The sequence below is a fragment of the Fredinandcohnia quinoae genome (assembly GCF_022427965.1).
Taxonomy (GTDB): Bacteria; Bacillota; Bacilli; order Bacillales; family Bacillaceae_L; genus Ferdinandcohnia; species Ferdinandcohnia quinoae.
Window position 1 is genome coordinate 46,571 of sequence record NZ_JAKTTI010000018.1, and the last position, 25,575, is coordinate 72,145.

28 protein-coding genes and 1 pseudogene are annotated in these 25,575 nt (G+C 35.2%); 1 reads left to right on the plus strand and 28 read right to left on the minus strand.

Translation table 11 applies throughout. The features are described 5' to 3' along the window. Window positions 1-133: 133 nt before the first annotated feature. From secE to MJG50_RS12315, 20 genes and pseudogenes are all read right to left on the minus strand, one after another. Window positions 134-316: a preprotein translocase subunit SecE gene (gene secE, locus MJG50_RS12225; RefSeq protein ID WP_240256019.1), complete on the minus strand. Its 183-nt coding sequence runs from the start codon at window positions 314-316 to the stop codon at window positions 134-136. A 33-nt stretch (window positions 317-349) separates the two neighbouring features. After that, a complete protein-coding gene (gene rpmG, locus MJG50_RS12230) occupies window positions 350-499 on the minus strand; it encodes a 50S ribosomal protein L33 (protein WP_240256020.1) in 150 nt (49 codons plus the stop codon). Between the two features lie 157 nt (window positions 500-656). Next, the gene (gene sigH, locus MJG50_RS12235; RefSeq protein ID WP_431307279.1) at window positions 657-1,313 is read right to left on the minus strand and encodes an RNA polymerase sporulation sigma factor SigH; all 657 of its coding nucleotides are present in this window, start codon (window positions 1,311-1,313) and stop codon (window positions 657-659) included. 71 nt (window positions 1,314-1,384) lie between these two features. Beyond that, window positions 1,385-1,894, minus strand: coding sequence for an NYN domain-containing protein (locus tag MJG50_RS12240; RefSeq protein WP_240256022.1), 510 nt, complete (start codon window positions 1,892-1,894; stop codon window positions 1,385-1,387). Window positions 1,895-1,899: 5 nt separating this feature from the next. Continuing rightward, window positions 1,900-2,643, minus strand: coding sequence for a 23S rRNA (guanosine(2251)-2'-O)-methyltransferase RlmB (rlmB, locus tag MJG50_RS12245; RefSeq protein WP_240256023.1), 744 nt, complete (start codon window positions 2,641-2,643; stop codon window positions 1,900-1,902). A 17-nt stretch (window positions 2,644-2,660) separates the two neighbouring features. Continuing rightward, entirely contained in the window at window positions 2,661-3,065 is a 405-nt protein-coding gene (locus MJG50_RS12250) for a Mini-ribonuclease 3 (RefSeq protein ID WP_240256024.1), read from the minus strand. A gap of 3 nt (window positions 3,066-3,068) precedes the next feature. Continuing rightward, entirely contained in the window at window positions 3,069-4,466 is a 1,398-nt protein-coding gene (gene cysS / locus MJG50_RS12255; protein ID WP_240256025.1) for a cysteine--tRNA ligase, read from the minus strand. Next, window positions 4,447-5,115: a serine O-acetyltransferase gene (gene cysE, locus MJG50_RS12260; protein WP_240256026.1), complete on the minus strand. Its 669-nt coding sequence runs from the start codon at window positions 5,113-5,115 to the stop codon at window positions 4,447-4,449. Before cysE ends, cysS begins: the two co-directional genes overlap by 20 nt. A gap of 408 nt (window positions 5,116-5,523) precedes the next feature. Continuing rightward, complete coding sequence (gene gltX, locus MJG50_RS12265) at window positions 5,524-6,981, minus strand: glutamate--tRNA ligase (protein WP_240256027.1); 1,458 nt, start codon at window positions 6,979-6,981, stop codon at window positions 5,524-5,526. A 74-nt stretch (window positions 6,982-7,055) separates the two neighbouring features. Beyond that, window positions 7,056-7,532 carry a 2-C-methyl-D-erythritol 2,4-cyclodiphosphate synthase gene (ispF, locus tag MJG50_RS12270; RefSeq protein WP_240256028.1) on the minus strand — a complete coding sequence of 159 codons (477 nt, stop codon included), beginning with the start codon at window positions 7,530-7,532 and terminating at the stop codon, window positions 7,056-7,058. Window positions 7,533-7,558: 26 nt separating this feature from the next. Then, complete coding sequence (ispD, locus tag MJG50_RS12275; protein WP_240256029.1) at window positions 7,559-8,245, minus strand: 2-C-methyl-D-erythritol 4-phosphate cytidylyltransferase; 687 nt, start codon at window positions 8,243-8,245, stop codon at window positions 7,559-7,561. 72 nt (window positions 8,246-8,317) lie between these two features. Beyond that, window positions 8,318-9,409, minus strand: coding sequence for a PIN/TRAM domain-containing protein (locus tag MJG50_RS12280; protein ID WP_240256030.1), 1,092 nt, complete (start codon window positions 9,407-9,409; stop codon window positions 8,318-8,320). Between the two features lie 227 nt (window positions 9,410-9,636). Then, window positions 9,637-10,371 (minus strand): annotated as a pseudogene (locus MJG50_RS12285) (magnesium chelatase domain-containing protein); the annotation flags it as partial. Between the two features lie 125 nt (window positions 10,372-10,496). Next, on the minus strand, window positions 10,497-11,114 hold the full coding sequence (locus tag MJG50_RS12290) for a hypothetical protein (RefSeq protein ID WP_240256031.1): 618 nt from the start codon (window positions 11,112-11,114) through the stop codon (window positions 10,497-10,499). Continuing rightward, window positions 11,111-11,659, minus strand: a complete 549-nt coding sequence (locus tag MJG50_RS12295; RefSeq protein WP_240256032.1) for a recombinase family protein — start codon at window positions 11,657-11,659, stop codon at window positions 11,111-11,113. Before MJG50_RS12295 ends, MJG50_RS12290 begins: the two co-directional genes overlap by 4 nt. Window positions 11,660-12,024: 365 nt before the next feature. Next, a complete protein-coding gene (locus MJG50_RS22185; RefSeq protein ID WP_275695599.1) occupies window positions 12,025-12,159 on the minus strand; it encodes a hypothetical protein in 135 nt (44 codons plus the stop codon). Further along, window positions 12,143-12,802: a lasso peptide biosynthesis protein gene (locus MJG50_RS12300; protein WP_240256033.1), complete on the minus strand. Its 660-nt coding sequence runs from the start codon at window positions 12,800-12,802 to the stop codon at window positions 12,143-12,145. Before MJG50_RS12300 ends, MJG50_RS22185 begins: the two co-directional genes overlap by 17 nt. A 408-nt stretch (window positions 12,803-13,210) precedes the next feature. Further along, entirely contained in the window at window positions 13,211-13,681 is a 471-nt protein-coding gene (locus tag MJG50_RS12305; protein WP_240256034.1) for a hypothetical protein, read from the minus strand. Between the two features lie 15 nt (window positions 13,682-13,696). Next, window positions 13,697-14,023, minus strand: coding sequence for a hypothetical protein (locus MJG50_RS12310; RefSeq protein WP_240256035.1), 327 nt, complete (start codon window positions 14,021-14,023; stop codon window positions 13,697-13,699). Between the two features lie 69 nt (window positions 14,024-14,092). Beyond that, complete coding sequence (locus MJG50_RS12315; RefSeq protein WP_240256036.1) at window positions 14,093-14,512, minus strand: hypothetical protein; 420 nt, start codon at window positions 14,510-14,512, stop codon at window positions 14,093-14,095. Between the two features lie 252 nt (window positions 14,513-14,764). Here MJG50_RS12315 and MJG50_RS12320 point away from each other — a divergent pair, with 252 nt between their 5' ends. After that, entirely contained in the window at window positions 14,765-14,995 is a 231-nt protein-coding gene (locus MJG50_RS12320; protein ID WP_240256037.1) for a helix-turn-helix domain-containing protein, read from the plus strand. Window positions 14,996-15,150: 155 nt separating this feature from the next. Here the strand turns inward: MJG50_RS12320 and MJG50_RS12325 are convergent, their stop codons facing one another. The 8 genes from MJG50_RS12325 to radA all read right to left on the minus strand — a co-directional run bounded on the left by MJG50_RS12325 (window position 15,151) and on the right by radA (window position 25,573). Next, window positions 15,151-15,606 (minus strand): autotransporter adhesin family protein, encoded by a 456-nt coding sequence (locus tag MJG50_RS12325; protein ID WP_240256038.1) that lies wholly within the window; start codon window positions 15,604-15,606, stop codon window positions 15,151-15,153. A gap of 52 nt (window positions 15,607-15,658) precedes the next feature. Continuing rightward, entirely contained in the window at window positions 15,659-17,041 is a 1,383-nt protein-coding gene (locus MJG50_RS12330) for a nucleotide-binding domain-containing protein (protein WP_240256039.1), read from the minus strand. After that, on the minus strand, window positions 17,042-18,139 hold the full coding sequence (locus MJG50_RS12335) for an SAVED domain-containing protein (RefSeq protein ID WP_240256040.1): 1,098 nt from the start codon (window positions 18,137-18,139) through the stop codon (window positions 17,042-17,044). Window positions 18,140-18,368: 229 nt separating this feature from the next. Then, window positions 18,369-19,649, minus strand: coding sequence for a restriction endonuclease subunit S (locus tag MJG50_RS12340; protein ID WP_240256041.1), 1,281 nt, complete (start codon window positions 19,647-19,649; stop codon window positions 18,369-18,371). After that, window positions 19,642-21,081: an N-6 DNA methylase gene (locus MJG50_RS12345; RefSeq protein ID WP_240256042.1), complete on the minus strand. Its 1,440-nt coding sequence runs from the start codon at window positions 21,079-21,081 to the stop codon at window positions 19,642-19,644. The genes MJG50_RS12340 and MJG50_RS12345 overlap by 8 nt, the downstream gene beginning before the upstream one ends. Window positions 21,082-21,094: 13 nt before the next feature. After that, entirely contained in the window at window positions 21,095-21,457 is a 363-nt protein-coding gene (locus MJG50_RS12350; RefSeq protein ID WP_240256043.1) for a replication/maintenance protein RepL, read from the minus strand. A gap of 149 nt (window positions 21,458-21,606) precedes the next feature. Continuing rightward, the gene (gene hsdR, locus MJG50_RS12355) at window positions 21,607-23,931 is read right to left on the minus strand and encodes an EcoAI/FtnUII family type I restriction enzme subunit R (RefSeq protein ID WP_240256044.1); all 2,325 of its coding nucleotides are present in this window, start codon (window positions 23,929-23,931) and stop codon (window positions 21,607-21,609) included. 253 nt (window positions 23,932-24,184) lie between these two features. Continuing rightward, window positions 24,185-25,573, minus strand: a complete 1,389-nt coding sequence (radA, locus tag MJG50_RS12360; RefSeq protein WP_240256045.1) for a DNA repair protein RadA — start codon at window positions 25,571-25,573, stop codon at window positions 24,185-24,187. Between the last annotated feature and the right edge of the window lie 2 nt (window positions 25,574-25,575).

Sequence of the window (25,575 nt, forward strand, 5' to 3'; positions counted from 1 at the left end):
TCTCGAGTGCAATACAAACTATGAGTTTATCACTTCAGCATTTAGGAATTTCTTTGCAATTAAAAAAACCCGTACCCGGGCTTTTGTTCACTTCTCGCTTATTATCCATCATTATACCATGAGAATGCAATGCTTATTCAAGTACTAAACGAATTAATTTAGAAATTCCTGTATCAATAAGTGCAAAAAAGACTGTCACAAATATTACAGTTGTTAACGTAATAATGGTATAGCGTACCAACTCTTGTTTCTTGGGCCAGCTCACTTTTTTCATTTCACGCACTACATTACTGAAAAACTTAGTTAAACGTTTCATTCATGTAACCTCCAGCTTTTATAAAAGACCGCCTTATTTCGTTTCACGGTGGGTTGTATGTGAGTTGCATGTCTTACAAAACTTTTTTATTTCAAGTCGCTCAGTTGAATTGCCATTATTTTTCATCGTGGTGTAATTACGACTACCACAATCAACACAAGCTAAAATTACTTTTTTTCGCATATGAACACCTACCAAAAGGTACTACTTCACCCGTTATTGCCTCAATTGCTATTTTCATAAAAGTCTTTTTATTTTCTTACAAACTTTATCACGGCTAGTTTTACGTGTCAATACTCAGCATCAGGGATAAAAACTGGTTCCTATTAATAATTGATATTTATAAAGTGATTTCTCTTATTTCCAAATATCTTTCAAGCTTTCTTTTCACACGCTGCAATGCATTGTCAATTGATTTCACATGCCTGTTAAGTTCTTCAGATATTTCTTGATAGGATCTACCATCTAAGTAAAGAGCGAGAACTTTCCTCTCTAGATCACTTAAAAGTTCGGCCATCTTCACTTCTATGTCATCAAATTTTTCTTGGTTAATGATCAATTCCTCAGGATCCAGTACTTTCGCACCTGAGATCACATCCATTAAGGTACGGTCAGATTCCTCGTCATATATAGGCTTGTCCAATGAGACATATGAGTTGAGTGGAATATGCTTCTGCCTTGTTGCAGTTTTGATCGCGGTAATGATTTGACGGGTTATACAAAGCTCTGCAAACGCTTTAAAGGAAGATAGCTTGTCTTCTTTATAATCACGGATTGACTTATATAGGCCTATCATACCTTCCTGTACAATATCTTCACGGTCGGCTCCAATTAAAAAATAGGATCTGGCTTTGGCACGAACAAAGTTTTTATACTTATTAATTAGATAATCAAGTGCTTCACTTTCACCTGTATGAACTAATTCTACGACTTCTTCATCCTCAAGTCGGTCATATAATCTGTTGCTTGTCTCATTGAAGCTTGATTTCACGCCTATCCCCCCGACCCGTACAAAAAATTCTTTATATAGAAATATTATACAGGACTATTTTTCAAAGCGTCAACCGTTCATCTTTCTCCACGGCGCCATTTTTCAAAAATTTCTGCAACCTCATCAGAAAGCGGAATTTTCGATGAGCTCTTTTCCTTAAATGATTTCTTTACTTTTTGCTCGATATTGTTCTCAATCGAATTCATTTCATTTAAAAGTTCTCGTGCTGATTTCCTTAAGGCACCTTGTCCAAAAATTTGCCATTGTTCTGTATAATCAGAGGTTGCAACATGAATTTGTGTTTTAATATTTCCTAACTTTTTTGCCATTTTTTCAATGCGTTCATCGGCGGTTTCATTTTGTTTTGTAAAAATCACTTCAACCTTACGAGTCTTAAGCTTTGTTTCATTTCCCTGTACGAGGTGGGCATCAAATATAACGATTACTTTATATCCTGTGTATGCCTGGTATTCAGCCATTTTTTCTATTAACAAATCTCGTGCTGATGCAAAGTCTTTCATTTTTAGCTTTCGTAATTCTGGCCAAGCACCTATGATGTTATATCCATCTACCAGCAGGATATCCATTTGTACTATTCTCCAAGTGGATTCCGCTTACGATAAACCTCATACATGAGAAGACTGGCAGCGACGGAAGCGTTCAAAGAGGTAACTTTTCCTTGCATTGGAAGACGGATTAAAAAGTCACATTTATCTTTAATCAATCGTCCAATTCCCTTACCTTCACTTCCAATTACTAAGCCTATTGACATTTTTCCATCAAGATTACGGTAATCCTCTTTTCCTTTTGCATCTGTTCCAACAATCCAAACGCCACGGTCCTTTAACTCATCAAGTGTCCGAGCAATATTAGTCACTCTCGCTACCGGTACATATTCAATCGCACCTGTTGAAGCCTTTGCAACAGTAGTTGTAAGTCCTACTGCTCTTCTTTTTGGGATGATCACGCCATGAGCTCCAACTGCATCTGCAGTACGCAGAATTGAGCCTAAATTATGTGGATCTTCGATTTCATCAAGAATTAAAATAAACGGGTTTTCATTCCTTTCCTTCGCAATGGAAAAGAACTCATCCACTTCTACATATTCATAGGCCGCAACTTGAGCGACAACACCCTGATGATTACCTTCAACCATTTGGTCAATTTTCTTTTTTGGAACGAATTGAACGAGTACATGATTCTCTTTTGCAAGTGAGGTAATTTGAGTCATTTGTCCACGAACAGAGCCTTCAGCAATCCAAATTTTATTAATTTCCCTTTCAGACTTTAACGCCTCAATGACTGGATTTTTTCCAATAATATAATCATTTGCCATCGTATTCTCCTCCTTTCCTAGTGTTCAATAATTCGAAATGCTTCTTCGATAATTATTTCAATTCGATCATTATTCTTTTGCAAATAATGATAGCCAATTAGTGCTTCAAAAGCTGTACTATAGCGGTACGTCTGTACATCTGTGTTCTTTGGAACTGTACCACTCTTTGCATTTCTTCCTCTTCGAATCACACCTTGCTCTTCTTCCGAAAAGAAATCATCATCCATCATTTGATGAATAATCGCTGACTGTGCTTTTGCAGATACATATCGTTTTGCAATATTATGAAGTTGATTCGGCCTAACATTCCCTTTGCTTAACAGGTAATGCCTCACGAATTTCTCGTATACAGCATCACCCATATAAGCTAGTGCAAGGCTATTTAATTGATGACTATCAATTGTTGTGTCTGAAAAAAACATCTCTTATCCTCTTTTCCAACGTGTACCTTGAGGAGTATCTTCTAAAATAATATTCTTTGCTTTAAGCTCATCACGTATTTGGTCTGACAATGCAAAGTCACGGTTCTTACGTGCTTGAATACGTTTTTCGATTAATGCTTCGATTTCCTCATCTAGTAATTCATCTACTTCTAGTGTTAACCCAAGTGCCCCAAACAAAACTACAAACTCTTGTATGAAGGTGTTAATGACTGCATCAGACGTATTTTTTTCTTGTAAATAATAATTCGCTTGTTTTGATAACTCAAAAAGGACTGATACCGCATTTGCCGTATTAAAATCATCATCCATTGAACGAATAAATTCTGTACGGAACTCTTTTACTTTTGCTAGCCATTCTTCGTCATTCGTCGTTAAATTTGTACTGCTAAGGGCACGATGCTTAAGATTCGTATATGATGTTCGTAATCGTTCCAGTCCATTTCTTGTACTTTCTAATAATTCAACACTGTAATTAATTGGATGACGGTAATGAACTGATAACATAAAGAATCGAATTAATTGTGGGTCATGCTCTTTAATTATATCGTGTACTAAAACAAAATTACCTAGTGATTTTGACATTTTTTCATTATCGATATTTATATAGCCATTGTGCATCCAGTAGTTCGCAAATGTTTTACCATTAACGGCTTCCGATTGAGCAATCTCATTTTCATGGTGAGGAAATGCCAAGTCTTGACCACCAGCATGGATATCAATTGTATCCCCTAAGTATTTTTTTGCCATGGCAGAACATTCAATATGCCAGCCTGGTCGCCCGTTACCCCATGGGCTCTCCCAGAATATCTCTCCCTCCTTCGCACCTTTCCAAAGTACAAAGTCGAGAGCATCCCTTTTCTTGTCACCTACTTCAATACGGGTACCAAGACGAAGCTCATCAATTGATTGATGAGATAGCTTTCCATACTCTGTAAACTCTCTTGTTTTATAATAGACATCTCCACCCGCTTCATATGCATATCCTTTATCAACAAGCGCTTGGATAAAATCAATGATAATATCAATGTTCTCTGTTACCCGTGGGTGAACATTTGCTTGTTTGCATCCCAAAGCCGATACATCTTCAAAGTACGCATCAATGAAACGGTCCGCGATTGTCGGAACATCTTCTCCAAGCTGATTTGCTGCCTTGATTAACTTATCATCGACATCGGTAAAATTTGATACAAAATTCACATCATATCCTCGAAATTCAAAATAGCGGCGAACAGTATCAAAAACAATCGCAGGTCGGGCATTTCCTATATGAATATAGTTATAAACCGTCGGACCGCACACATACATTTTAACCTTGTTTTCTTCAATCGGTTTAAATTCTTCCTTTTTCCTCGTTAATGTATTATAAATGTGAATGGACATTATCCTGTACACCTTCCCTGTTTCTAAATTCTATTCTAAGCTGCTCAATTTCATCTTCAAGCTCTTTTATTCGGTCCGATATTGGATCTGGTAAATCGCAGTGATTTAAATCTTTTTCTTTATCAATTCGAATACCATCTTGAACCACTACACGTCCTGGTATTCCGACAACGGTTGAATTAGGTGGGACATCTCGTAAAACGACTGAGCCCGCTCCAATTTTTGAATTCTCCCCAATTGTGATTGAACCGAGTACCTTTGCACCCGTTGCAATCAACGCGTTATCAAGAATGGTAGGATGCCTTTTTCCTTTTTCCTTACCTGTTCCTCCAAGTGTCACACCTTGAAAGACGGTCACATTATTACCAATTTCACAAGTTTCTCCAATTACCACTCCCATCCCATGGTCAATGAAAAACCTACGGCCAATTTTTGCACCGGGGTGAATTTCAATACCGGTAAAAAAGCGGCTAATTTGTGAAATGGCTCTCGCTAAGAAAAATAATTTCCGATTAAAAAGACTGTGTGCAATTCGATGAGCCCATATTGCATGTAAGCCCGAGTATGTTAGGATTACCTCTAAAGAATTCCTAGCTGCAGGGTCCTGCTCAAAGACAACCTCGATATCCTCCTTCATCCTTTTAAACATAGGGCAACCTCCAATCCAATATAAATATGCGTTAAGAAAGTCCGGGAAAAATAAAAAACGTCCCTGTGTATTCAACACAGAGACGCTTATGCGCGGTTCCACTCTGTTTAGATAGCGTCGATTCATCTCACACTATCTCAACTTAATCTCATAACGGTGAGGCTCCGCCCTTATCTACTACACAAAGTGGTTCGACAAGAGACTCAAAGGTGCATTTCAATAAGCATTTAACATAAACCACTTTCAGCCGGCGGTGGTTCTCTCTTTGAGTGATCCAAAAAGGGCAAGAAACCTACCTTTTTGCATACACATTTTAATGTAAAGGCTTATTTACTCTCCTTATCAACATTTTCAAATATGGTTCTTATTTAAAGATTATCTATACTATATTATATTTTGATCAATATGTTAACTAATTAAGCTCTGAATTCGTGATTTTATTTTTTCCTTGCCCAATAAATGAATCGCTTCAGGAAGATCTGGTCCATGGATTTGTCCGGTTGCCGCTACACGGATTGGCATAAATAAATTTTTACCTTTTTGACCAGTTGCCTTTTGAACAGCCTTGATGGCTGCCTTTATTTCGTCAGATGAAAATGTTTCTAGTCCATCAATTTCTTCTACAAATGCTTGTAAAACTTGCGGGACTGTTTCTCCTGCTAATACTTCCTTCGCTTCTTCCTCATAGTCTATTTCATTTTTAAAGAATAATTCAGTAAGTTCAACAATCTCTGCACCATAGTTCATTTTTTCCTGATGTAATCCGATCAAATCACGAGCCCATTGTTGCTGTTCCTCATTCATATTCTCATCAACAAGACCTGCTTTGACTAAATGTGGTAATGCTATTTCAACCAATTGATCGAGATTCAACTTCTTGATGTATTGATTATTCATCCACTTAAGTTTATTCGTATCAAATACTGCTGGTGATTTTGATAGACGATTTGAATCAAAGATATTGATAAACTCATCCTTTGAATGAATTTCTTCCTCGCCAACCGGTGACCAACCTAAAAGTGTTATGAAATTAAACAATGCTTCTGGTAAATAGCCCAGATTTTTGTACTGTTCAATAAATTGGATAATGGATTCATCCCTTTTGCTAAGCTTCTTACGGCTTTCATTGACAATTAACGTCATATGAGCAAATGTTGGTACATCCCAATCAAATGCTTCATAAATCATGATTTGTTTTGGGGTGTTTGATATATGATCTTCTCCCCTAAGGACATGGCTTATTCCCATCAAATGGTCATCCATTGCCACAGCAAAATTATACGTAGGCGTTCCGTCCTTCTTCACGATAACATAATCACCAATTCCCGCTGATTCAAAGGAAATATCACCTTTTACCATATCATTGAATTGGTACACTTTTCCTGCAGGAACACGGAAGCGAATACTTGGTAAACGTCCTTCTTTTTCAAAAGCCTCTTGCTCTTCTTTGGAAAGATTACGACATTTCCCTGAATAATGTGGTGTTTCACCTCGTGCAGCTTGTTCCTCACGTTCCTTTTCAATTTCCTCTTCGGAACAATAGCACTTATATGCTAATCCTTTTTCGAGTAATTCCTCATAATGCTTTCTATAAATTTCATTACGCTCTGATTGGCGGTATGGTCCATATACTCCGCCAATATCTGGACCTTCATCCCATTCAACGCCAAGCCATTTTAAAAATGTTAATTGGCTTTCTTCTCCACCTTCAATATTACGCTTTTTGTCGGTATCCTCAATTCGAATAATAAATTTTCCATTTTGGTTTTTTGCATACAAATAATTAAATAAAGCCGTCCTCGCATTCCCTATATGTAAATGACCTGTTGGGCTTGGTGCATATCGTACTCTTATGTTATTTGACATATTGTTTTACCCCCATTACATCTCTCAACTCTTACTACTCACGATATTTTATCATCAACTAATGTGCTTCACAATTAACCCTTTTGAAGCAATACGGCCACCTGGGCTGCAATTCCTTCGCCACGTCCGGTAAACCCTAGTTTTTCTGTTGTTGTTGCTTTCACATTCACCTGTGAGATTGAAGCTTCTAGAAGCTCTGCAATCCTCTTTTGAATTTGTTCAATATATGGAGCCATCTTAGGCTTTTGTGCGATAATTGTACAATCTACATTCCCTAGCACATAACCCTTTTCCTTAACTAACTTCCATACATGCTCCATTAGCACCGCAGAATCGGCATCTTTAAAAGCTGGGTCAGTGTCAGGGAAATGCCTCCCGATATCCCCTTCTCCAATCGCACCTAAACAAGCATCTGAGACAGTATGCAGTAACACATCTGCATCTGAATGACCTAAAAGACCTTTTTCATACGGTATTTCAATTCCACCAATAATCAATGGACGACCCTCGACTAATTGATGAACATCAAAGCCTTGCCCAATCCGGAACACGATAATTCCCCCTCTATGTATATTTTCTAGTTTTCCCATCTTTGTAAAATTGCTTCAGCAAATAATAAATCATCTGGTGTTGTTAGCTTTATGTTCGTATACTCGCCTTCTACAATTGCAACTTGCTTAGGGATACGTTCTACTAGACTAGCATCATCTGTACCAAGATAATCATCCCTCAAAGCAAGCTCGTGGGCATGTTGTAAAATTGAAACATGAAAAGCTTGTGGGGTTTGTATGGCCCACAAGCCGGAACGTTCAACAGTTTCATTCACTATCAAGTTTGCGGATGCCCGTTTGATTGTATCCTTTACAGGCACAGCTAAAACAGCTGCTCCTGTTTCCATTGCAGTTTGTACTAACTCATGAATGAGAGTAGTCTTAACGAATGGTCTAGCACCGTCATGAACTAATACAATCTCACTGTCCGTAACCTTTTTCAAACCATTGTATACACTATGTTGTCTTTCACTTCCGCCCTGTACAATCGAGATAACCTTCTGGATTTTATAGGACTTTACAAGATCTTCAAACTCAATTTGCTCATCTTTATTAATAACCAAGATAATCCCATTACAATGAGGATCTTCCTCAAAAATCTTCAAAGTATGGACAATGACTGGTTTTGATTGCAGTTTGATGAATTGTTTATTCTTCCCTGCATTCATTCTTTTACCTTGACCTGCAGCAGGGATAACAACCTGATAATTCATCGAGAAGCGCTCCTATCAATTTCATTTATATCTATGGATTCATTTTATGATATTGCTATAGAAAAGTATAGTCTATAATGCCTTTTCTAGTAGCTTGGGCTTTGCAAAAATCATCCGACCGGCTGATGTTTGTAATACACTCGTTACAAGTACATCAATTCGTTTTCCGATATAATCGCGACCTTCCTCCACGACAATCATTGTACCATCATCAAGATATGCAACACCTTGATTATGCTCTTTCCCATCTTTAATGACCTGTACATTTAATTCTTCACCTGGAAGGACAACCGGTTTAACAGCATTCGCTAAATCATTAATATTTAATACCGCAACATTCTGCAGTTCACATACCTTATTAAGATTGAAGTCATTTGTAACAACAACACCGCTCGTTAATTGAGCAAGCTTCACAAGCTTACTATCAACCTCTTGAATATCCTCAAAGTCTCCTTCATAAATATCTACCTTTATGGAAAGTTCTTTTTGGATTCTGTTTAAAATATCAAGCCCTCTTCTTCCACGATTTCGTTTAAGTACATCTGATGAATCTGCAATATGCTGCAATTCTTCTAGTACAAATCGTGGAATAACAATCGTTCCTTCTAGAAATCCAGTTTGACATATATCTGCAACACGGCCATCAATAATGACACTCGTATCTAAAATTTTTAGTTGCTTTGCCTTTGAATTCGTCTCTTCCTCTTCGGCACCCTTTTTCTTGCCTATCCGATTAATAGAAAATAAACTGACAAGTTCATCTCTCTTTTTAAATCCTACTTGGAATCCCAAATAACCTAATAGAACAGTTACGAAAATTGGAACGACCGTATTAACAACGACAAATCCAATTCGATCTAATGGAATAACAATTAAAAATGCAACAATTAAACCAAAGATAAGGCCTAAACTGCCAAATAACACATCAGTTACAGGAGCCTTAATCAAAGCTTCCTCTAACCATTTAATAAGTCCTACAATGTAATCAATTAACCAAAAAGTCGTAATAAATAATATAATAGCACCTAATATCGCAAGCGTATATGGCTTATTTAAGAATGGAATATTGTCGATATTTAACAGCTCCAGTAATTCTGGTAAGTAAAGAGCACCAAGAATACCTCCAACAATTATAAAGAATAGCTGCACAATACGTTTTAACATTCCTTCACCTCCTCTTATTCATTATAATCACTTTATAATAATTGAAACCTACAATAAATAGATTTTTAAAAATGTAAACAGAATGACATAGATGTGTAAAACAATACTTATATAGTATTTTTTATTTAACTATTTATTATTACCTTATTTACACTTAAATTTTTGAGCACCTCAAAAAATGAACAATTTATTATTATACGATTTTAATTGAAATATGTTTCATTTTTTTATCTGCCTAATGTATGTTGAATTGCTTGACGAACATCACTGACTCCTATTACTTCTATTCCTCGAGGAATCGTCCATCCCCCTAAGTTTCGTTCTGGTATAATGACCCTTTTGAAGCCAAGCTTTGCTGCCTCCTGAACACGCTGCTCAATTCTCGATACTCGTCTTACCTCTCCGGTCAGTCCTACTTCACCGACAATGACATCCGTAGGATTGGATGGTTGATCCCGAAAGCTTGAAGCAATGCTTAAAGCAACAGCTAAATCAATAGCAGGTTCATCTAATTTCACCCCACCCGCTACCTTTAAGTATGCATCTTGATTTTGGAGTAGTAATCCAACACGTTTTTCCAATACTGCCATAAGCAGTGATACCCGATTATGATCAATTCCCGTTGCCATTCGACGTGGATTACCGAAGCTCGTAGGAGAAATAAGTGCTTGCACTTCAACTAGGACAGGACGTGTTCCTTCCATCGAAGCAACGACAGTTGACCCCGCAGCGCCAGCTGAGCGCTCTTCAAGGAAAATCTCTGAAGGGTTCTCTACCTCTTCAAGTCCTGATTCCTTCATTTCAAAAATACCCATTTCATTTGTTGATCCAAAGCGGTTTTTAACAGCTCTTAAAATTCGATACGTATGGTGTCGCTCTCCTTCAAAATACAAAACAGTATCTACCATATGCTCTAGTAATCTCGGACCTGCAATATTCCCCTCTTTTGTTACATGCCCCACTTATATTTGTCTAATATATTGATAAAACCACCAAACCATTGATATAAATGGGTTTCCTAAATGATAAAACCTAACTAATGATAAAACTATTATTATCATCATCTTCAAACTTAACCTTGTATGGGTTAATCATCAAATAGGTCTTTAAAAGTCGTTTTAGTCTCACTATAATTTTTTATGTCTATGATATTGTCCTTAAGTTTATTCTCATTACGTTCAATTGCTAACGTGCTTTGAACTGCCATTTTCTTCATTTCATCTTTGTAAAATTCAATATCCTCTTTTAATGAAGCAATTTGACTTTTCAGATGAAGATTCTCCCTTTCCAGTTCTTCAGCATGAAGAGATTTTTCTAAGCTAAATTGATACGCCTCTAATAAAGTATCAATTACCTCAACCAACTTATTTTTATTCTTATAATTCTTGATGACTATATCTTCTGCGGAGGGAATATTCCACAATTCTTTTACATCTTTAATAGGAGCAATAACGGTTATATCTTCTATCTTCTTGTTTACCAGCTTAATTTCCTTTTTTATATCCTCATTGAATCTCCAGGCTTGAATTGGAATATCAGTATATTTGACCAAATCAGCAACTTTAACTTTATTAGGATTTTCATTACTTACATATTTATATAATAATTCCTTTAAATACTCCGTATCATACTTCTTCGGTCTACCACCCTTATTTTTTTGATTTTTCTCTTCCACTGACATTAAGATTTCACCCTCTTTCTTCATTTATTTATATAGCGGTATAGAGTCGTTTTGCTAACACTCGTTGCATTTGTAATTTCCTTTATTGAATAATCCTTACTATTATACATTTTTATGGCTAATTCTATATTATTATTCGACTTCGGAGGTCTTCCTCCCTTCCTACCCCTCATTCTTGAATTTTCAAGTCCTTCTCTTGTTCTTTGTGAAATTAAGTCCCTCTCGAATTGAGAAATTCCAGCAAAAATCGTAAACATAAGTTTACCTTGCGGTGTAGTAGTGTCTAACCAACTTTCTTTTAAAGATTTAATATGGGCACCTTTTTGCTCTATTACTTCTACAACCTTAAATAAATCCTTTGTACTCCTGCTAAGTCTTGTAAGTTCCGTTACAATGATTACGTCATTAGGTCTAAGTTGTTCCAAAAGTTTTTCTAACTCAATTCTCTCCAATTTTGTTCCAGTTACCTTTTCCTTATAAACCTTTTCACAACCAGCTTTCTTTAATTGTTCAAGTTGACTTTCAAAGTTCTGCATTTTGGAACTTACCCTGGCATACCCAAATATCATCCGTTTTCCTCCTTACAGTTACCATGTCTCCAAAGTACCATAAACGTAAGGATTCATCAATTTTGGGAATTTGATTTTGGAACTGTTTTTGGTACTGATATTCAACAGTATTTCAACAAAAAAATAACTGGGTTCAAAAGTTCCGATAACGACCGTTTTTGAAACCAGTTATTTTTGGTGGGAGACATATTATATAAAACAAAAGAGTATTATCTTCTCCAAAAGAAAATCCTTTTCCTTTTTAATCCTTCTAAAAAGTCGAGTAGCTCTTTTGTATCGTTTTCCCGTCTTATGGTCATTGGAGAAGGAGTGGGAAGAGAACAGTACACTTTTGATTTAACTATAAATTTTCTTTCTTCCATTATTTACATACCCCTTTTTGCAATAATCCGAAGAGCCTCTTGATTCATTTTCCTTACTTTTTCGGATAAAAACAATTCTTCTGGAACAATCATTGGTCTTTTGGTTGGATTAGTCGCTTTCTTACATTTTAACGTCATCTGAAACCTCCTGTGCTTCTATTCCTTTCGTTTTTAATACTCTATAATGGGTATCATATTTTTTACGAAGCCTTGATAAATTGGTAAACCCCATGATGCCGATTCCTACTTTTAGAATCTCATCCCATAAATAATTCTTAGGATAACCGTAATCTTTAATCGCATCAAGATAAGCAGTTACACTCTTATCTAAAAGATGTTTAGCATCTCTATCCAGTGCCTCTTCATCAATAGATACGCCATACTCCATAGTTAATGGTTCGAGTGTTAATTTTACTCCGTTATAAACTGGTGGGTGTACATTACCATCCAAAGTGTGCATGACGGCTGGGTCAAAGACTTTTCCCTCTATTTCAACCCAAGAATGACTAAATTGGGTATTAGTTTCATAGTCTTCTACTTCTCCTATCACCAGTTCATTTTCAATTCCCTGCTCCGTTAATAAAATATGTAACATTGCAGAAATCAGATGACATCCCCCTGACGCTTCCTCCTTTTTTGCTAAATAGTTTAATGTGGATTCATATGCTTTTTGTATCCCAAATACCTGTGGATGATTAAATTCAATATTTTTCATATTACGAATACATTCAGTGGATAAGAAAGTTAGAAATTCTAATTTGCTATTAAAATGTGGAATCATCTTTTTCTCCTCGTAATTGATTTCTATTTATTGATATTTAGGAAATTTAAACACCTTGCTTATATCTTAATTAACCCAATTGCATGATGGGTATTGTAAAAGGGAAAAACCATCCCCAAAAGCTCCGCAAAGGCAAAAAGGATGGTTTTTCTTGTCGTTCTCGCACAAAATAATTGAATTGTGAACCAAACTATTAAAGCTCGGTTATGCGGAATGACGATAGTTGTCCAGTATCGCCATTCACCTTAAGCATACAATAAAGAGGGATTTATTACCAGTGGGGAAAATGAAAATATTATATTACTACAAAAGTTGCAGAGAGTTATCCACTACTAAGATTAGTTCTAATTATTGATAAGGGCGATAAACTCAGATTGGTATTGCTATCGTTTTCCACTTACACCCAAACTATTTATTCAATAACCTCCGCAATACTTCTGCACTGGCAAACGCATGAAATTTCTCTTTTTCTTTAAATTCTCCAGTTTCTTCATCGTAGATATGACTATAAAGCCATATAGTATTCGTATCAAGTAAATGGCAATAGATATATACAATTTGATTTTGTTTATCGAACTGATAATCATAGTTCATTTTGAGTTGCCTAAAGTTTGAAACAACATGTTCTACAACCTTTAAATATTTTTGCTCAATTTCTATCTCTTCGACCACTTCCACTAACTCCTTTCGGGATTCAGAAGGTAGGTTTTTCAACATTGTTTTTATTCCTACATTTGTTAAAAGTAATGTAAGCATCCGAATTCGCTCTTTCTCTGTGAAAAACACATTATTTTCGTACATTTCCAGTTTTTCTGGCGTGTAATCTTGAAACTGCTGATAGGTTATCGCTTTCGGTTCTCTTCCAGGGACAAGTTCCATTTAACACAACACTCCTTAATCATCATTCGTTTGCATCTCTCTTATATCTTTAAGAGCCTTTATGTAATCTCCATCGTATTCTTTTTCCATCCCTTTCAGAATTAAGGTATCATCCAGATTTGTATGAACTGACAATTTCACCATCAATTTTAGTTTTACATCAGTTATTCCGTCAAAATGTCCATTTTTATACCCTGAATGATATCCAGTATTGAAGGAATCTATTATCAATTTATTAATGTTGTCATATGCATCACTGATAGATACACTCTTATTTTCCCAAACTTCATTAAAGGCTCGTTCAAATTGCCCTGAATTGATTATTTCATCTATCCTGTTCATAAAATGACCACCCATCTGCCATTGATATAATTCCCCATATTCAAGAATCCTTCATTATATCCACTACAATCATTTTTTGATGTCTTTAATGACAATAAAATTTAGCAATTCCCAGGGATTCTTATACAGTACAGGACTTATTGTTTCATAAGTAATTGCTATTGTTAGTTTTGTAAATTCTTTAAATTTACTTTTAGATTCAAAGTCATGAATACTTAAGGTAATTTCACCAATAACAATCTCTAAATCACCATTCATTATAAAGACCTTTATTTGATGTTTCCTATCAATATATACTCTGTTTCTGAACCATTCTAACTTCCCATCATCTGAATAGTTAGAACTTAGCTCTCCCATTTTCCTTTCAATTTTCATTTCTTCTATACTTTTCATTAATGAGTTGAATTTTCTTCCTTCTCCATTCATTGAGATACATAAATAGGCAATATTTTTACTCTCCTTTTCTATAGCCCAGTTTTCTATTTTCAAAGTAACTCCCCCTGTAAAAAATAATTTACTATTTCCTCCGAGTAAGATAGGATACAAAAAAACACTTTACCCCCGAAGGAAATAAAGTGTTTTTGTTATAAATATATCATTTTCGATAGTCAGCTTCGAGCTATTCATCTAATCGACCTCTTACTTCAGGAATTAATAATTCTTATCTATTATAGTCAACATTTCACAAAATGTCACTCATAGTCTGTAGATATATAGTCTACATTTTTTTAAATTGAAACTATGGATGATAAGAATGTTAAAACTCAATTTGGACTTACTGTAAGAAAACTAAGACTCTCAAAAAACATTTCTCAAGAAAAATTTGCTGAAATCGTGGGCCTTCATAGAACTTATATTAGCGAGGTGGAGAGAGGCACAAGGAATGTTACATTAATAAATGTCGTTAAAATTGCGAAAGGCTTAGAAGTTAAAACATCGGAACTTTTTTGTGAAATGGAAAAAGAAATATAAGATAGTATTTTATAAACGTCTTTTAAAAAAGGCGTTTAAATTTTTCTCCAAAGAAAATAAGGATAAGCCACTGCCTATCCTCCTGTTTTGGTTGATTCTGTTTCATTTATTAAAGAGTGTTCTACTTTATGAATCAAAGTTTGTTTTAGGCATTCCTAAACGTAATAGTAGACTCCATCTCGAATAATTGGCTCTTTTATATAACCGTTACCCTCTACTCTAAATTCTCCATTCCCAGATGTTGCACCAGAAAATACACCACGAATAATAATAAGGCCATTGTTTGTCGTAGTACCCGTCATCTCTGCATTTTCTTCAATAATGATTTCTGCACCTGAGTGAATGGTTGATGTGCCACTTAATTTACCTTTAATTTGTATAGTTGCACCTTCATAAACAGAAACCGTACCACTTTGTTTTCCACCAGTATTTATCACTACACTTGCACCTTCATAGATAACTAATGTTCCAGATAATTCCCCTTTAATAAATAAAGTTCCTTTTTCTACATGGACAGTACCCAAATGTTTCCCTATTATTTCATAATTCTCTGTTATTACTAATTGCGGTACTTCTTCACCATTGATAATATCAAAACCATATTTGCTCAATCTAATTCCTCCTTCAATATAGGTTTTACTAAGACAAACTGTTTTTCATTTTTCAAGATAGTTTAATATCTACATTGATTCTTTGTTTAGCAACACATTGTCCATTTTTAACTATATAGCATTCAACATAGTGATTACCTTTAAAAGAGGTCTCTTCATAGTGATTTAAGCTATCTGTCTGTACAATTTCTCCTCGAATATTGTCATTTATTTGGGCTACCTCCCCTCTATTTTTCACTTTCCAATACACATTATAAGGTGCAGGAACATTTGTTTTAGCCATAAAGTACAATTGACAGCCTGGTAACAATACCTCTCTCTTTTTTATCATGGATTGTAACCAACCAGCAGTTTTTTCATTTCTTACTACCCTACAATCTAACTCTAACTCATACCGAGATTGGTAGTTTACTGGAAATAGATATTGGATAAATTCCTCGGTTTCCCGATAACGGGTGAATTCTTCAAGTTCATTAAGAGAAGTGTAGGACTCCAAAGCCTTTGAAAGTTTCTCTTTTTGTTCTGTCCAGTAGGAATGGTTAAAAAACTCTCCCCATGCCTCAACAGCCTGATATTCAGTACATTCTTCATCAAAGAGTATTTCCAATTTTGATAGTTTATCGTTTAGCCTGTTATATAAGTTGACCATTTTCGTATCATCTTTGCTGACCAGTTTAAGGCTTTTAGATGGGTCTGTTGGATTAACCACTTCTGTGTCTTCTGCTAATCTATCTTTAATCGCTTTAACAGTATAATAAAAACATTCATCCATTCTTTCATAGGATTGAAATTGCTCGTTCGCTAAAACACTTTGAATGAGTCCACCAGGCATATTTACCCAACTCTCTCTTGATTTGGAGAACATTTTTAACAAGCGAACTACTTCTCTTAATTGATAATTTTTTGCTTTATTTTCATCTAAGAACCATTTAGTGATTGCTCTTGGATTTCTTTCTCTCCATTCACTCCCACAATGTTCATATGTATAACTGTCATCTTCTTCATTCTTTTTATATCTACGATAGATAGCAAAATCAATGTGATACCCTTCTTGATACACGATACGGACACAATTCGTCTTAGCAGTAGGTTCAACTTTAAAATTTGTACATTTTTTCTTTAAAGCATCTACAATGATATTCTTTGTTTTAGTTGTTCCATCTGGTAGTAAGTCTTTTTCAAACACAATAGCGACATCTATATCATAATCCTTACTTTCATTTTGGGTAACGGTAGACATCGCTACACTACCTTGAACAATAGGCTCTTCTGCTAACTTGTAACTTGTTCCTTTCTCCTCGTTATATTCTTTTAAACCCTCCTTCAACCGTTTAATATTCAAATTCTTTTTTTCAAAAAGAGAATCTTTTTCTTTTTTTGGTAAGACCACATGTTTCCCATAAAACGTGTTAAACTTACTGTTCAAATCCTTCATTTATAGCAATTCTCCCCCAGGTAATTTAATATCTATTTGATTGCCAATTTTCTTAAGATTGATTGCCCAATTATATTTGGGTTGAGATAAACCTACATAGTTATAAACCCAAATCTCCTTGTCCATTCTCGGTGAAATGCTACTTCCCAAGCGGTAAGCTAAAGAAGGTTGTCCTGAATAGAACAAATGAATCCTTTCAAGTTGAGGAAATGTCTGATTTATTTCATCTAACAACTGGCGAAACCTCTTCTGATATTCATTAAGTTGCTCCTTGCAAACAATTGCATTTCGGTGAGGTGGTTCTAAGTGTAAATAAAAGGAGTTAAGACTATCCAAATGAAGGCCACTTAGGTCAGTATCATTTACAGGATAAGTTACTCCTATTTTTACTACTACTTCCTTTGTTTCTTCTACGCTCTGTTTTGAATCAGTTTTTTCAATCTTTAAAGGAGGATACACCACGTGCTTTTCTTTCACCTTTTCCCATCTTAATTTGTTCTGATTCCATTCAAAGAAGGAGCTGTTTGACTTATCAGCTAATTGATAGCCGAGCAAAAAGAGAAGTGGAATATGAGCCAATCCCCAATATGACAATTCGATATCGGCATTTCCATCTATGCGTTGGAGAATTTTAGTAACAGTTTTTTCCTGTTCTCGCAAAGCATGGTGAAGATTTGGTTCTTTAAGGACTTTAAGTTCCTCTGATTGTAAAATAGGATACGGTTCGATATTGTAATCAGATAAATCGACATCGACTTTAGAGTAATCTACCGATTCGATAGAAGAATGGCGAATTTGCAACATTGTTTGTTTCTTTGCTTTTTCTTTTGTTTTGAAGTAAAACCAGAGTCCTAATCCGATTAACCCTGCACCTACTAATGTTGCTATGGTTAAATATACGTAATTGGTTGGCTCTTCGGTGTATTGTATATGGGTATGAAATACTTCATTTGCAAAAGAAATGAGTACACTTTTCCACCAGTCCTGTGCAAATCCAGTTGATAATACACCGACTCCTCCTGTAATTAAAAGCAAAGTGATTTTCTTTTCATGCCATCCTTTAAAAAAATTTTTTATTTTTGAAAATTGATTGTTCAAAAACTAAAACCTTCTCTCCTAAATTTTCATAGTATTATTTTACCATATTTATAGATGCTTTTGACCTGTACTCTTTTATTCAATATGTATCCAGACAGGTGTCTAATTTGAATAAATTGCAGAAAAAGAAAACCACCTCTAAGCTCCGCAAGGGCAAAAAGGTGGTCTTCTTGGTCGTACTCATAAGAAATAGTCTTTAGTGACCCAAACCTTATGTGGCTCGGTCGCTTTATACGTTACCAAAAACCTCTTGTAATACTGACTTCATAATATATTCGGATTCTTTTTTTGCATAAACCACTTTACTTTGCAGTTCATTCGCAAGTTTTAATAGTTGCTCTACTTTTTCAACAATAAGGTTTTGCTCATTGATAGGAGGTAACGGAAAAACCACCTTCTTCAATTTATCCGTATTAATATTAGGAAATGCACTGCCCTCTTTTGAATTGTTAAGAAAATCGTAAAGATATTTCATAAATAATGACAAATATCTCTCACTGATTCCTGAGCTAAACAAACGAATAACAGCTAAACCATCATAAATATATCCGTCTATACCTGTTAAACAGCTTTTTCCAGTAGTTGAACCACTCACAGCAATAATTACTTCATCTTTACTAACATATGTGCTCTTAGTTGAACCCTCAGAGGTTAGAAATTCCCTTGTTTTATATAATATATTGTTATTGGAGTAACTTGTAATATCACTTATAGTTATCCAATTGTAATCAGTTGGTGTTTCTGAAAAGTAACGCTTATCTCCTTTTGGTCTCGGAGAAGACCCCCTCAAAATATTGGTTACCTCACCTAACCTAACCCATTCCCATCCATTTGGTATATCAAAGGGTTTCTCAATATCAGTTATTCCTGGTAGTGGTTGTTCTCTTTTCAACTTTTTCTGATTTACCAGTGTTAGTTTTTCTTGTCTTATGCTTTCCAAAATTTCTTTTGCTGGTTCATCGCAAGGATTTTGGGGTACAAGTTTACCCTTTACTCCATACTCAAATAATTTCCTTGACAAACTTTCTAACAAAGAAGAATTTCTCATTATAATTTTTTCTAACTCTGTTACCTTTGGGAGAACAATCTCTATTTTTCTTAACAGTTCCTTTTGATTTTCCACATAATCAATTTCGTATTTAGAGAAATTCGCCAAATTTATAGCCTTTTTTGATGTACCTGTGGCTGTTGCTTTAACAATTTCTTCACGATTAAAGTTGAAGTAGTGATAGTAGAGTTTTAGCTCTAATTTATCTTTAAACTCCTCTTTAGGTGTTAGAATAAAACATAAATCACTTGTAATAAATTTCCCATTAACGTAATGAGTTCTTCCCAATGAACCTGAAGCACCCATTGCAAAAATCAGTGCTTCACAATCATGTGTAAAGGTTTCGTGTGTTTTCCAATCAGATGAAGCAGTAATAAAATCATATTTTCCTTCAACATTTTTGGAGCTTTGCAATGTTCCTTTTTCAATATTAAACAAATCCTTGATTTTGTACCTACTCATTCAATTCACCTCTTAAAAGGCCTATCAAATGTGAAGAGGATGCGAAATTTTCTTCCAATTCATTTAATATCTCTGTCAATGTACGCTCTTCTTTTTCTTCTTTTTGCATTGGGTTTTTTATATCCAAATTGTATTGCCTATCTTTAATCTCCTCAATGGATACCTTCCATGCAAAATCATTTTCCTTTCGGTTATTCCACCAAGCTATTTCAGATTGAAATTCCTGTTTTTTGATAGGCTTGGTTTTGGTATATTTTTTATAGCCTTCTGGAAGTGGGTGTTGGTAATACCAAATTTCATTTGTTGCTCCAGTTTTATCAAAAAACAATAAATTAGTCGTTATATCTGTATAAGGGGAAAATACTCCTTCAGGTAATCTGACAATCGTATGCAAATTAAATTCAGACAATAACTTTTCCTTAATATTTTTCTTTACACCATCTGTAGCAAACAAGAAACCATCTGGTAAAATGACTCCAGCTCTTCCGTTTTTCTTTAAACGATACATGATTAAGGTCATAAATAAATCAGCAGTTTCGGATGACTGCATATTTACTGGAAAGTTCACTTTGATAGCCTCTTCTTCAGTGCCTCCATAGGGGGGATTCATTGCTATTACATTGTACCTGTCTTCTTCCTTATAATCCCTAACATTTTTCGATAATGAGTTATCATGTAAAAGATTAGGAGAATCAATATCATGTAAAATTAAATTTGTCATTGCCAATAAATATGGAAGTGGTTTTTTTTCAATTCCAAAAAGATTTCGTTGTATCGTTTTTTTATCATCTGGTGTTTTAATTTGGCTTTCCATATATGAAATGGCTGAAATTAAAAATCCACCTGTTCCACTTGCAAAATCAGCAATACTTTCTCCAATTTGTGGCTTTAGCATTTCAATTATGAACTCGGTTACTGGTCGGGGGGTATAAAATTCACCTGAGTTCCCTGCTGATTGTAGGTCTTTTAATATATTTTCATAAATATCATTAAACGCATGTCTTTCCTCGTGCTCGGTAAAATCGACTTCATTTAACACATTGATAACCTGCCGAAGTAGCGTACCATTTTTCATATAATTGTAGACATCTTCAAAAATATATTTAACTATTGCTTGTCTTTTTTCAGAAGTTTCGTCTACTTTCAAATCTTTCAAAGTTGGAAAAAGCTCATTATTGACAAAATCAAGTAATTTTTCTCCTGTAAGTGCTTTACCATCTTTTTCATCAACAGCCCAATTTCTCCACCGTAATTCTTCTGGAATGATAGATTGATAATTTTCATCATAAAATTCCCATAACTCTTCCTTTGCATCATATACTTTCAAGAATAGTAGCCATACCATTTGAGAAATACGTTGAGCGTCACCATCTACACCAGAATCTTGTCGCATAATATCCTGAATTCGTTTAATTAATGTTCCAATACTCATATTCAAACCCCTTTCAAATCGGTTCAATCTCTTTTTTATTTTTGCTATAGGTTACTTTAAAGGAAACTGCATTTCCTTTAATCAACTTTGGGACTTTTAATAAAGTTGAATGCGGAATATAAACCCCTCTATCTAACCGCTCCAATAGCCCTGAATCTTTTAACTTTGTTAAGGCATTGTCGATTGTCCCTTTGCTAATTTTTGCCTTTTCAGCCAATTCCTTTTTTATAAAGGCATTGATAACAATTTGATTATCTTTATTTACATAGCTCAATAACTCAAAAAGAAGTAGAGCAAGGTTCTTTGGAACGCCATGTAGCAATAATAGGTCTTCCAAATAATCTTTCGATTGTTCAAATTCAGTTGAGTTCTTCAATTTATCACCACCATAAAAATTCACCAAAAATAATGAATATAATTAACACTTTTCAATTAATATTTTATCTGCATTTTTTATATTCATCAAGTCATTATTTGATGAATACTGTCGAACAAAAAAGCTCCTTCTCAAAGGAAAGAGCTTCATTAAGCGTAAATATTCTTTTCAAGTTCCTTGATTGCTTGAATATAGTTGTTTTTACCACCAAATGACTTGGTAATCTTCATTGGATTTCCAAACTTATTAAATGGATTTAATTCTAAAAGCTGTACGTCTTCAAAGTCAAATCTTCCTTCATCTTGATATTTGTCTATAATGGCTTCTAAGACCTCTCTGGCTACTCCTGAATACTTGGCGAGGTAATCTTCTTTCCGAGCTTTTTTAGCCCTTTCAGAACGTGTCAGAGGCTTCATATCAAATGCTATGTGAGCGATTAAGTCAAACTCGTCAAAATCCTGACCAACTTCCTCTTTAAGAGCTTCCAAAAGGACACCATGTTCTTTTAATTCATCAATAATAGCCTGTTTTCGGTCTTCGCTGTTCCACTTTTTAATAAAGTCGTCTAATGTAGCAAACTCTTGTAAGATGGTCTTTTTGGAATAGTCTTTAAGGCTTTCCGTAATGAGTTTTCCATCTTTATCATAATACATGACACGTTCATTTAAGACTTGAACACCAGCATCAGCTACATAAAATTTTTTCTTTTTTTCACCGTCTCCACCGTCATTTCCATCATCGTTGTCACCATTTTCGCTATCACCGTCAGGTGGTGTAGGTGGTACAATATCATCATCTTCACCAGGTTCATATATTTGGGCTGGTTCACCATCAAAGTCAGGGTCAGCAAATAATCTGGAAGCATTGCGAAAGTCCATAATTGTAAAATACTCTTTCCCATATTCGGGCTTTAAGCGTGTTCCACGACCAATGATTTGCTTGAATTCCGTCATACCATTTTCACCAAAAATGTTATCTAACACAATGAGTTTGCAAGTTTTACAATCTACCCCTGTTGTCATTAATTTACTTGTTGTAACAATCGTTGGATAAAGACTCTCCTCGTCAATAAAGTTATCCAGTTGAGCTTTGCCTTCAGCATTATCGCCTGTTATCCTCATAACATATTTTGGATTTTGAGCCACTAAGTCGGCATTTTCGTTGACCAGAGCTTGTCTCATTCGTTCTGCATGTTCAATATCAATGCAAAAAACAATGGTTTTGGAAAAACGGTCTGTTTTCTTCAAGAACTCAGTTATTTTTTTAGCGACCAGTTCAGTTCGCCTTTCTAAGACAATATCTCTATCAAAATCAGTTAAATAATATTCTCTATCATCAATGACTTGTCCATACTTATCTAATTGTCCTTTGGTTGGTCTGAATCCCTCTAAATCCCTATCTATGCCTATCCGAATGACTTTGTATGGAGCTAAGAAGCCATCCGCAATACCCTGTTTAAGCGAATAGGTATAAACTGGTTCACCAAAGTAAGCGATGTTACTGATTTTATCCGTTTCTTTTGGTGTAGCAGTTAAACCGATTTGAGTAGCTGAATGGAAATATTCAAGTATGTTTCTCCATCTGGATGATTCACGACTGCTTCCTCTATGAGCTTCATCTACAACTATTAAACCAAAAAAATCAGGACTGAATTGACGGAAAATATCCATTTCATCTGTGTTGCCTGAAAGCTGTTGATACAAGGCTAAATAAACCTCATAAGAGCTATCCATCTGACGATTTTCAATCTTTGTCATAACCCCTTGGAATGGCTTAAAATCGTTTTGCATAGTTTGGTCAATCAATATATTACGGTCTGCTAAAAAGAGAATCTTCTTTTTCTTTTCGGCTTTCCATAATCTCCAGATAATTTGAAAGGCTGTGTACGTCTTACCAGTTCCAGTTGCCATGACTAACAAGATACGGTCTTGTCCTTTAGCAATCGCTTCAATGGTACGATTAATTGCGTTAAGTTGGTAATAACGTGGAGTTTTATCTCCAATTGTATAATAATATGGCTCTGTAATAATCTCTTCTTGTTCTTGGGTAAGACCCTTAAATTGCTTATATCTAATCCACAAATCTGTTGGTGAGGGGAACTGTTCTAAAGAAACTTCACGTTCCAAACCAGTTAGCATGTCATGTTCTATGAAGCCATCTCCATTACTGGAAAAGACAAATGGCACGTCTAATATGTCTCCATATTCAATTGCCTGTTGCATTCCTGAACCGATTGAATGGTTATTATCTTTTGCTTCAATGATGGCAATAGGTAAATTCGCTTGATAGTAAAGAAGGTAGTCGGCTCTTTTGCGTTTTCCCCTTGTGGTAAGGTTTCCTCTAACGATAACACGACCATCCGTAAAACTATATTCTTCTCGTACTTGTTTTTTTATATCCCATCCTGCTTGTTGAATAGCAGGAGTAATAAATTTTGTACAAATATCACGTTCGCTTAATTTGCTTTTGTCCACTGAAAACAAACCTCCTCCCTATCAATATTATAACTGTTAATCAATGGAAATCTATTATATATTTTATAATATATAGTCAATATTTATCATACTTCCAAACAAAAATGAAAGTTATGTTAATTGAGATTACCGTAAACTGAGTATATCCTCACAATCTATGCCTGAATATTAAAAATCCCTACCCAAGAAATTTAGGTAGGGTTCTGTGGCTAAAAACTTTTACATTACAAAAATTCCTTGTGGCGATAATCAATCATTTGAAAACAGCATCTATAACCTCACCTAAAGTATTCAATTGAATAACCTTTAGATTCTCAAAATGAATTTGCTTTTGTAATGCCTTTCTGGGGACAAAGGCTCTCTTGTACCCCATTCTATCTGCCTCTTTTAATCTTGCCTCAAGAGAGGGTACTCTTTTTAACTCGCCTGTCAATCCTATATCCGCAATAAACAGTGTGTCACTTGGTATTCCTCTATCTTTGGCCGATGAAACAATGCTCATTATAATTGCAAGGTTTGCAGAATGTTCTTTTAACTTCAACCCACCTGTAGTTTTTACAACAACATTTTTGTTAAAAAAGTCTATACCTCCACGTTGTTCTAAGATGGATATCAAGGTACTCAAGTGTTCTCTTTTTAAATTCTCACTTATTCTTGATGGATATGGAGTAAAAGAAACAGCAACCAAACTTTCAATCTCTACGATTATCGGTCTTGTCCCTTCCCGAACAACAGTTAAAGCACTACCTGAAACCTCTGTATTACCTTCTCTTTGCGTCATAAAGTATTCTGAAGGGTTTTCTATTGGTTTCATTCCATCCTCTGTCATAGAGAAAAAAGAGGTCTCACCAGTGCTTCCAAAACGGTTCTTACTTGCAGTTATTCCTCTCAACTCTTCTCCATTTTCACCATCAATGATTAATACAGCATCTACAAGGTGTTCAAGTGCTCTAAGACCAGCTATTTCTTCATTTTTATTCATTTGCCCGACTAACAGCACTGCTCTCGGTCTTACGCTGTCTTTAGCAATTCTAAGAAGTTCATTGGCACATTCCATAGTTTGTGTTGGAGAACCAGCCCTGGAGGGTAGATGTTCATCCAAGGTAAACGTCTGAATACTATCAACAATGATTAAATCAGCATCTACTTCTCTTATTGAAGCAAGTACATTATCCATACTTGTATCTGAAACAACCCAAATATTTGTATTCAGTTCCCCTAATATTCTATCTGCCCTATTTTTTATTTGACTTTCACTTTCTTCACCAGAGGCATAAAGAACTTTCAATCCTTTAGAAGCCACATCTTGGGCTACTTGTAGTAATAGCGTTGATTTCCCCGCACCTGGCTTGGCAGTTACAATTGTTATGGAATCTCTTACTATTCCTCCACCCATTACTCTATTAAATTCACCAATATCCGTAACAATTCTATCACTCTTACTTGACTGAATATCCGCCAGTCTTTGCACTGGTCTCCTAATTATTTGTGAATTTTTCGCAGAAGAGGATTTTTTCGCTTCTACAATAGACTCTTCAAGAGTATTCCATTTATCACAGTTCGGACACTTACCCGACCATTTTATTGCTTCAAACCCACAATTATTGCATTTATATACAACTTTCTTCTTGATGGGAAGCACCT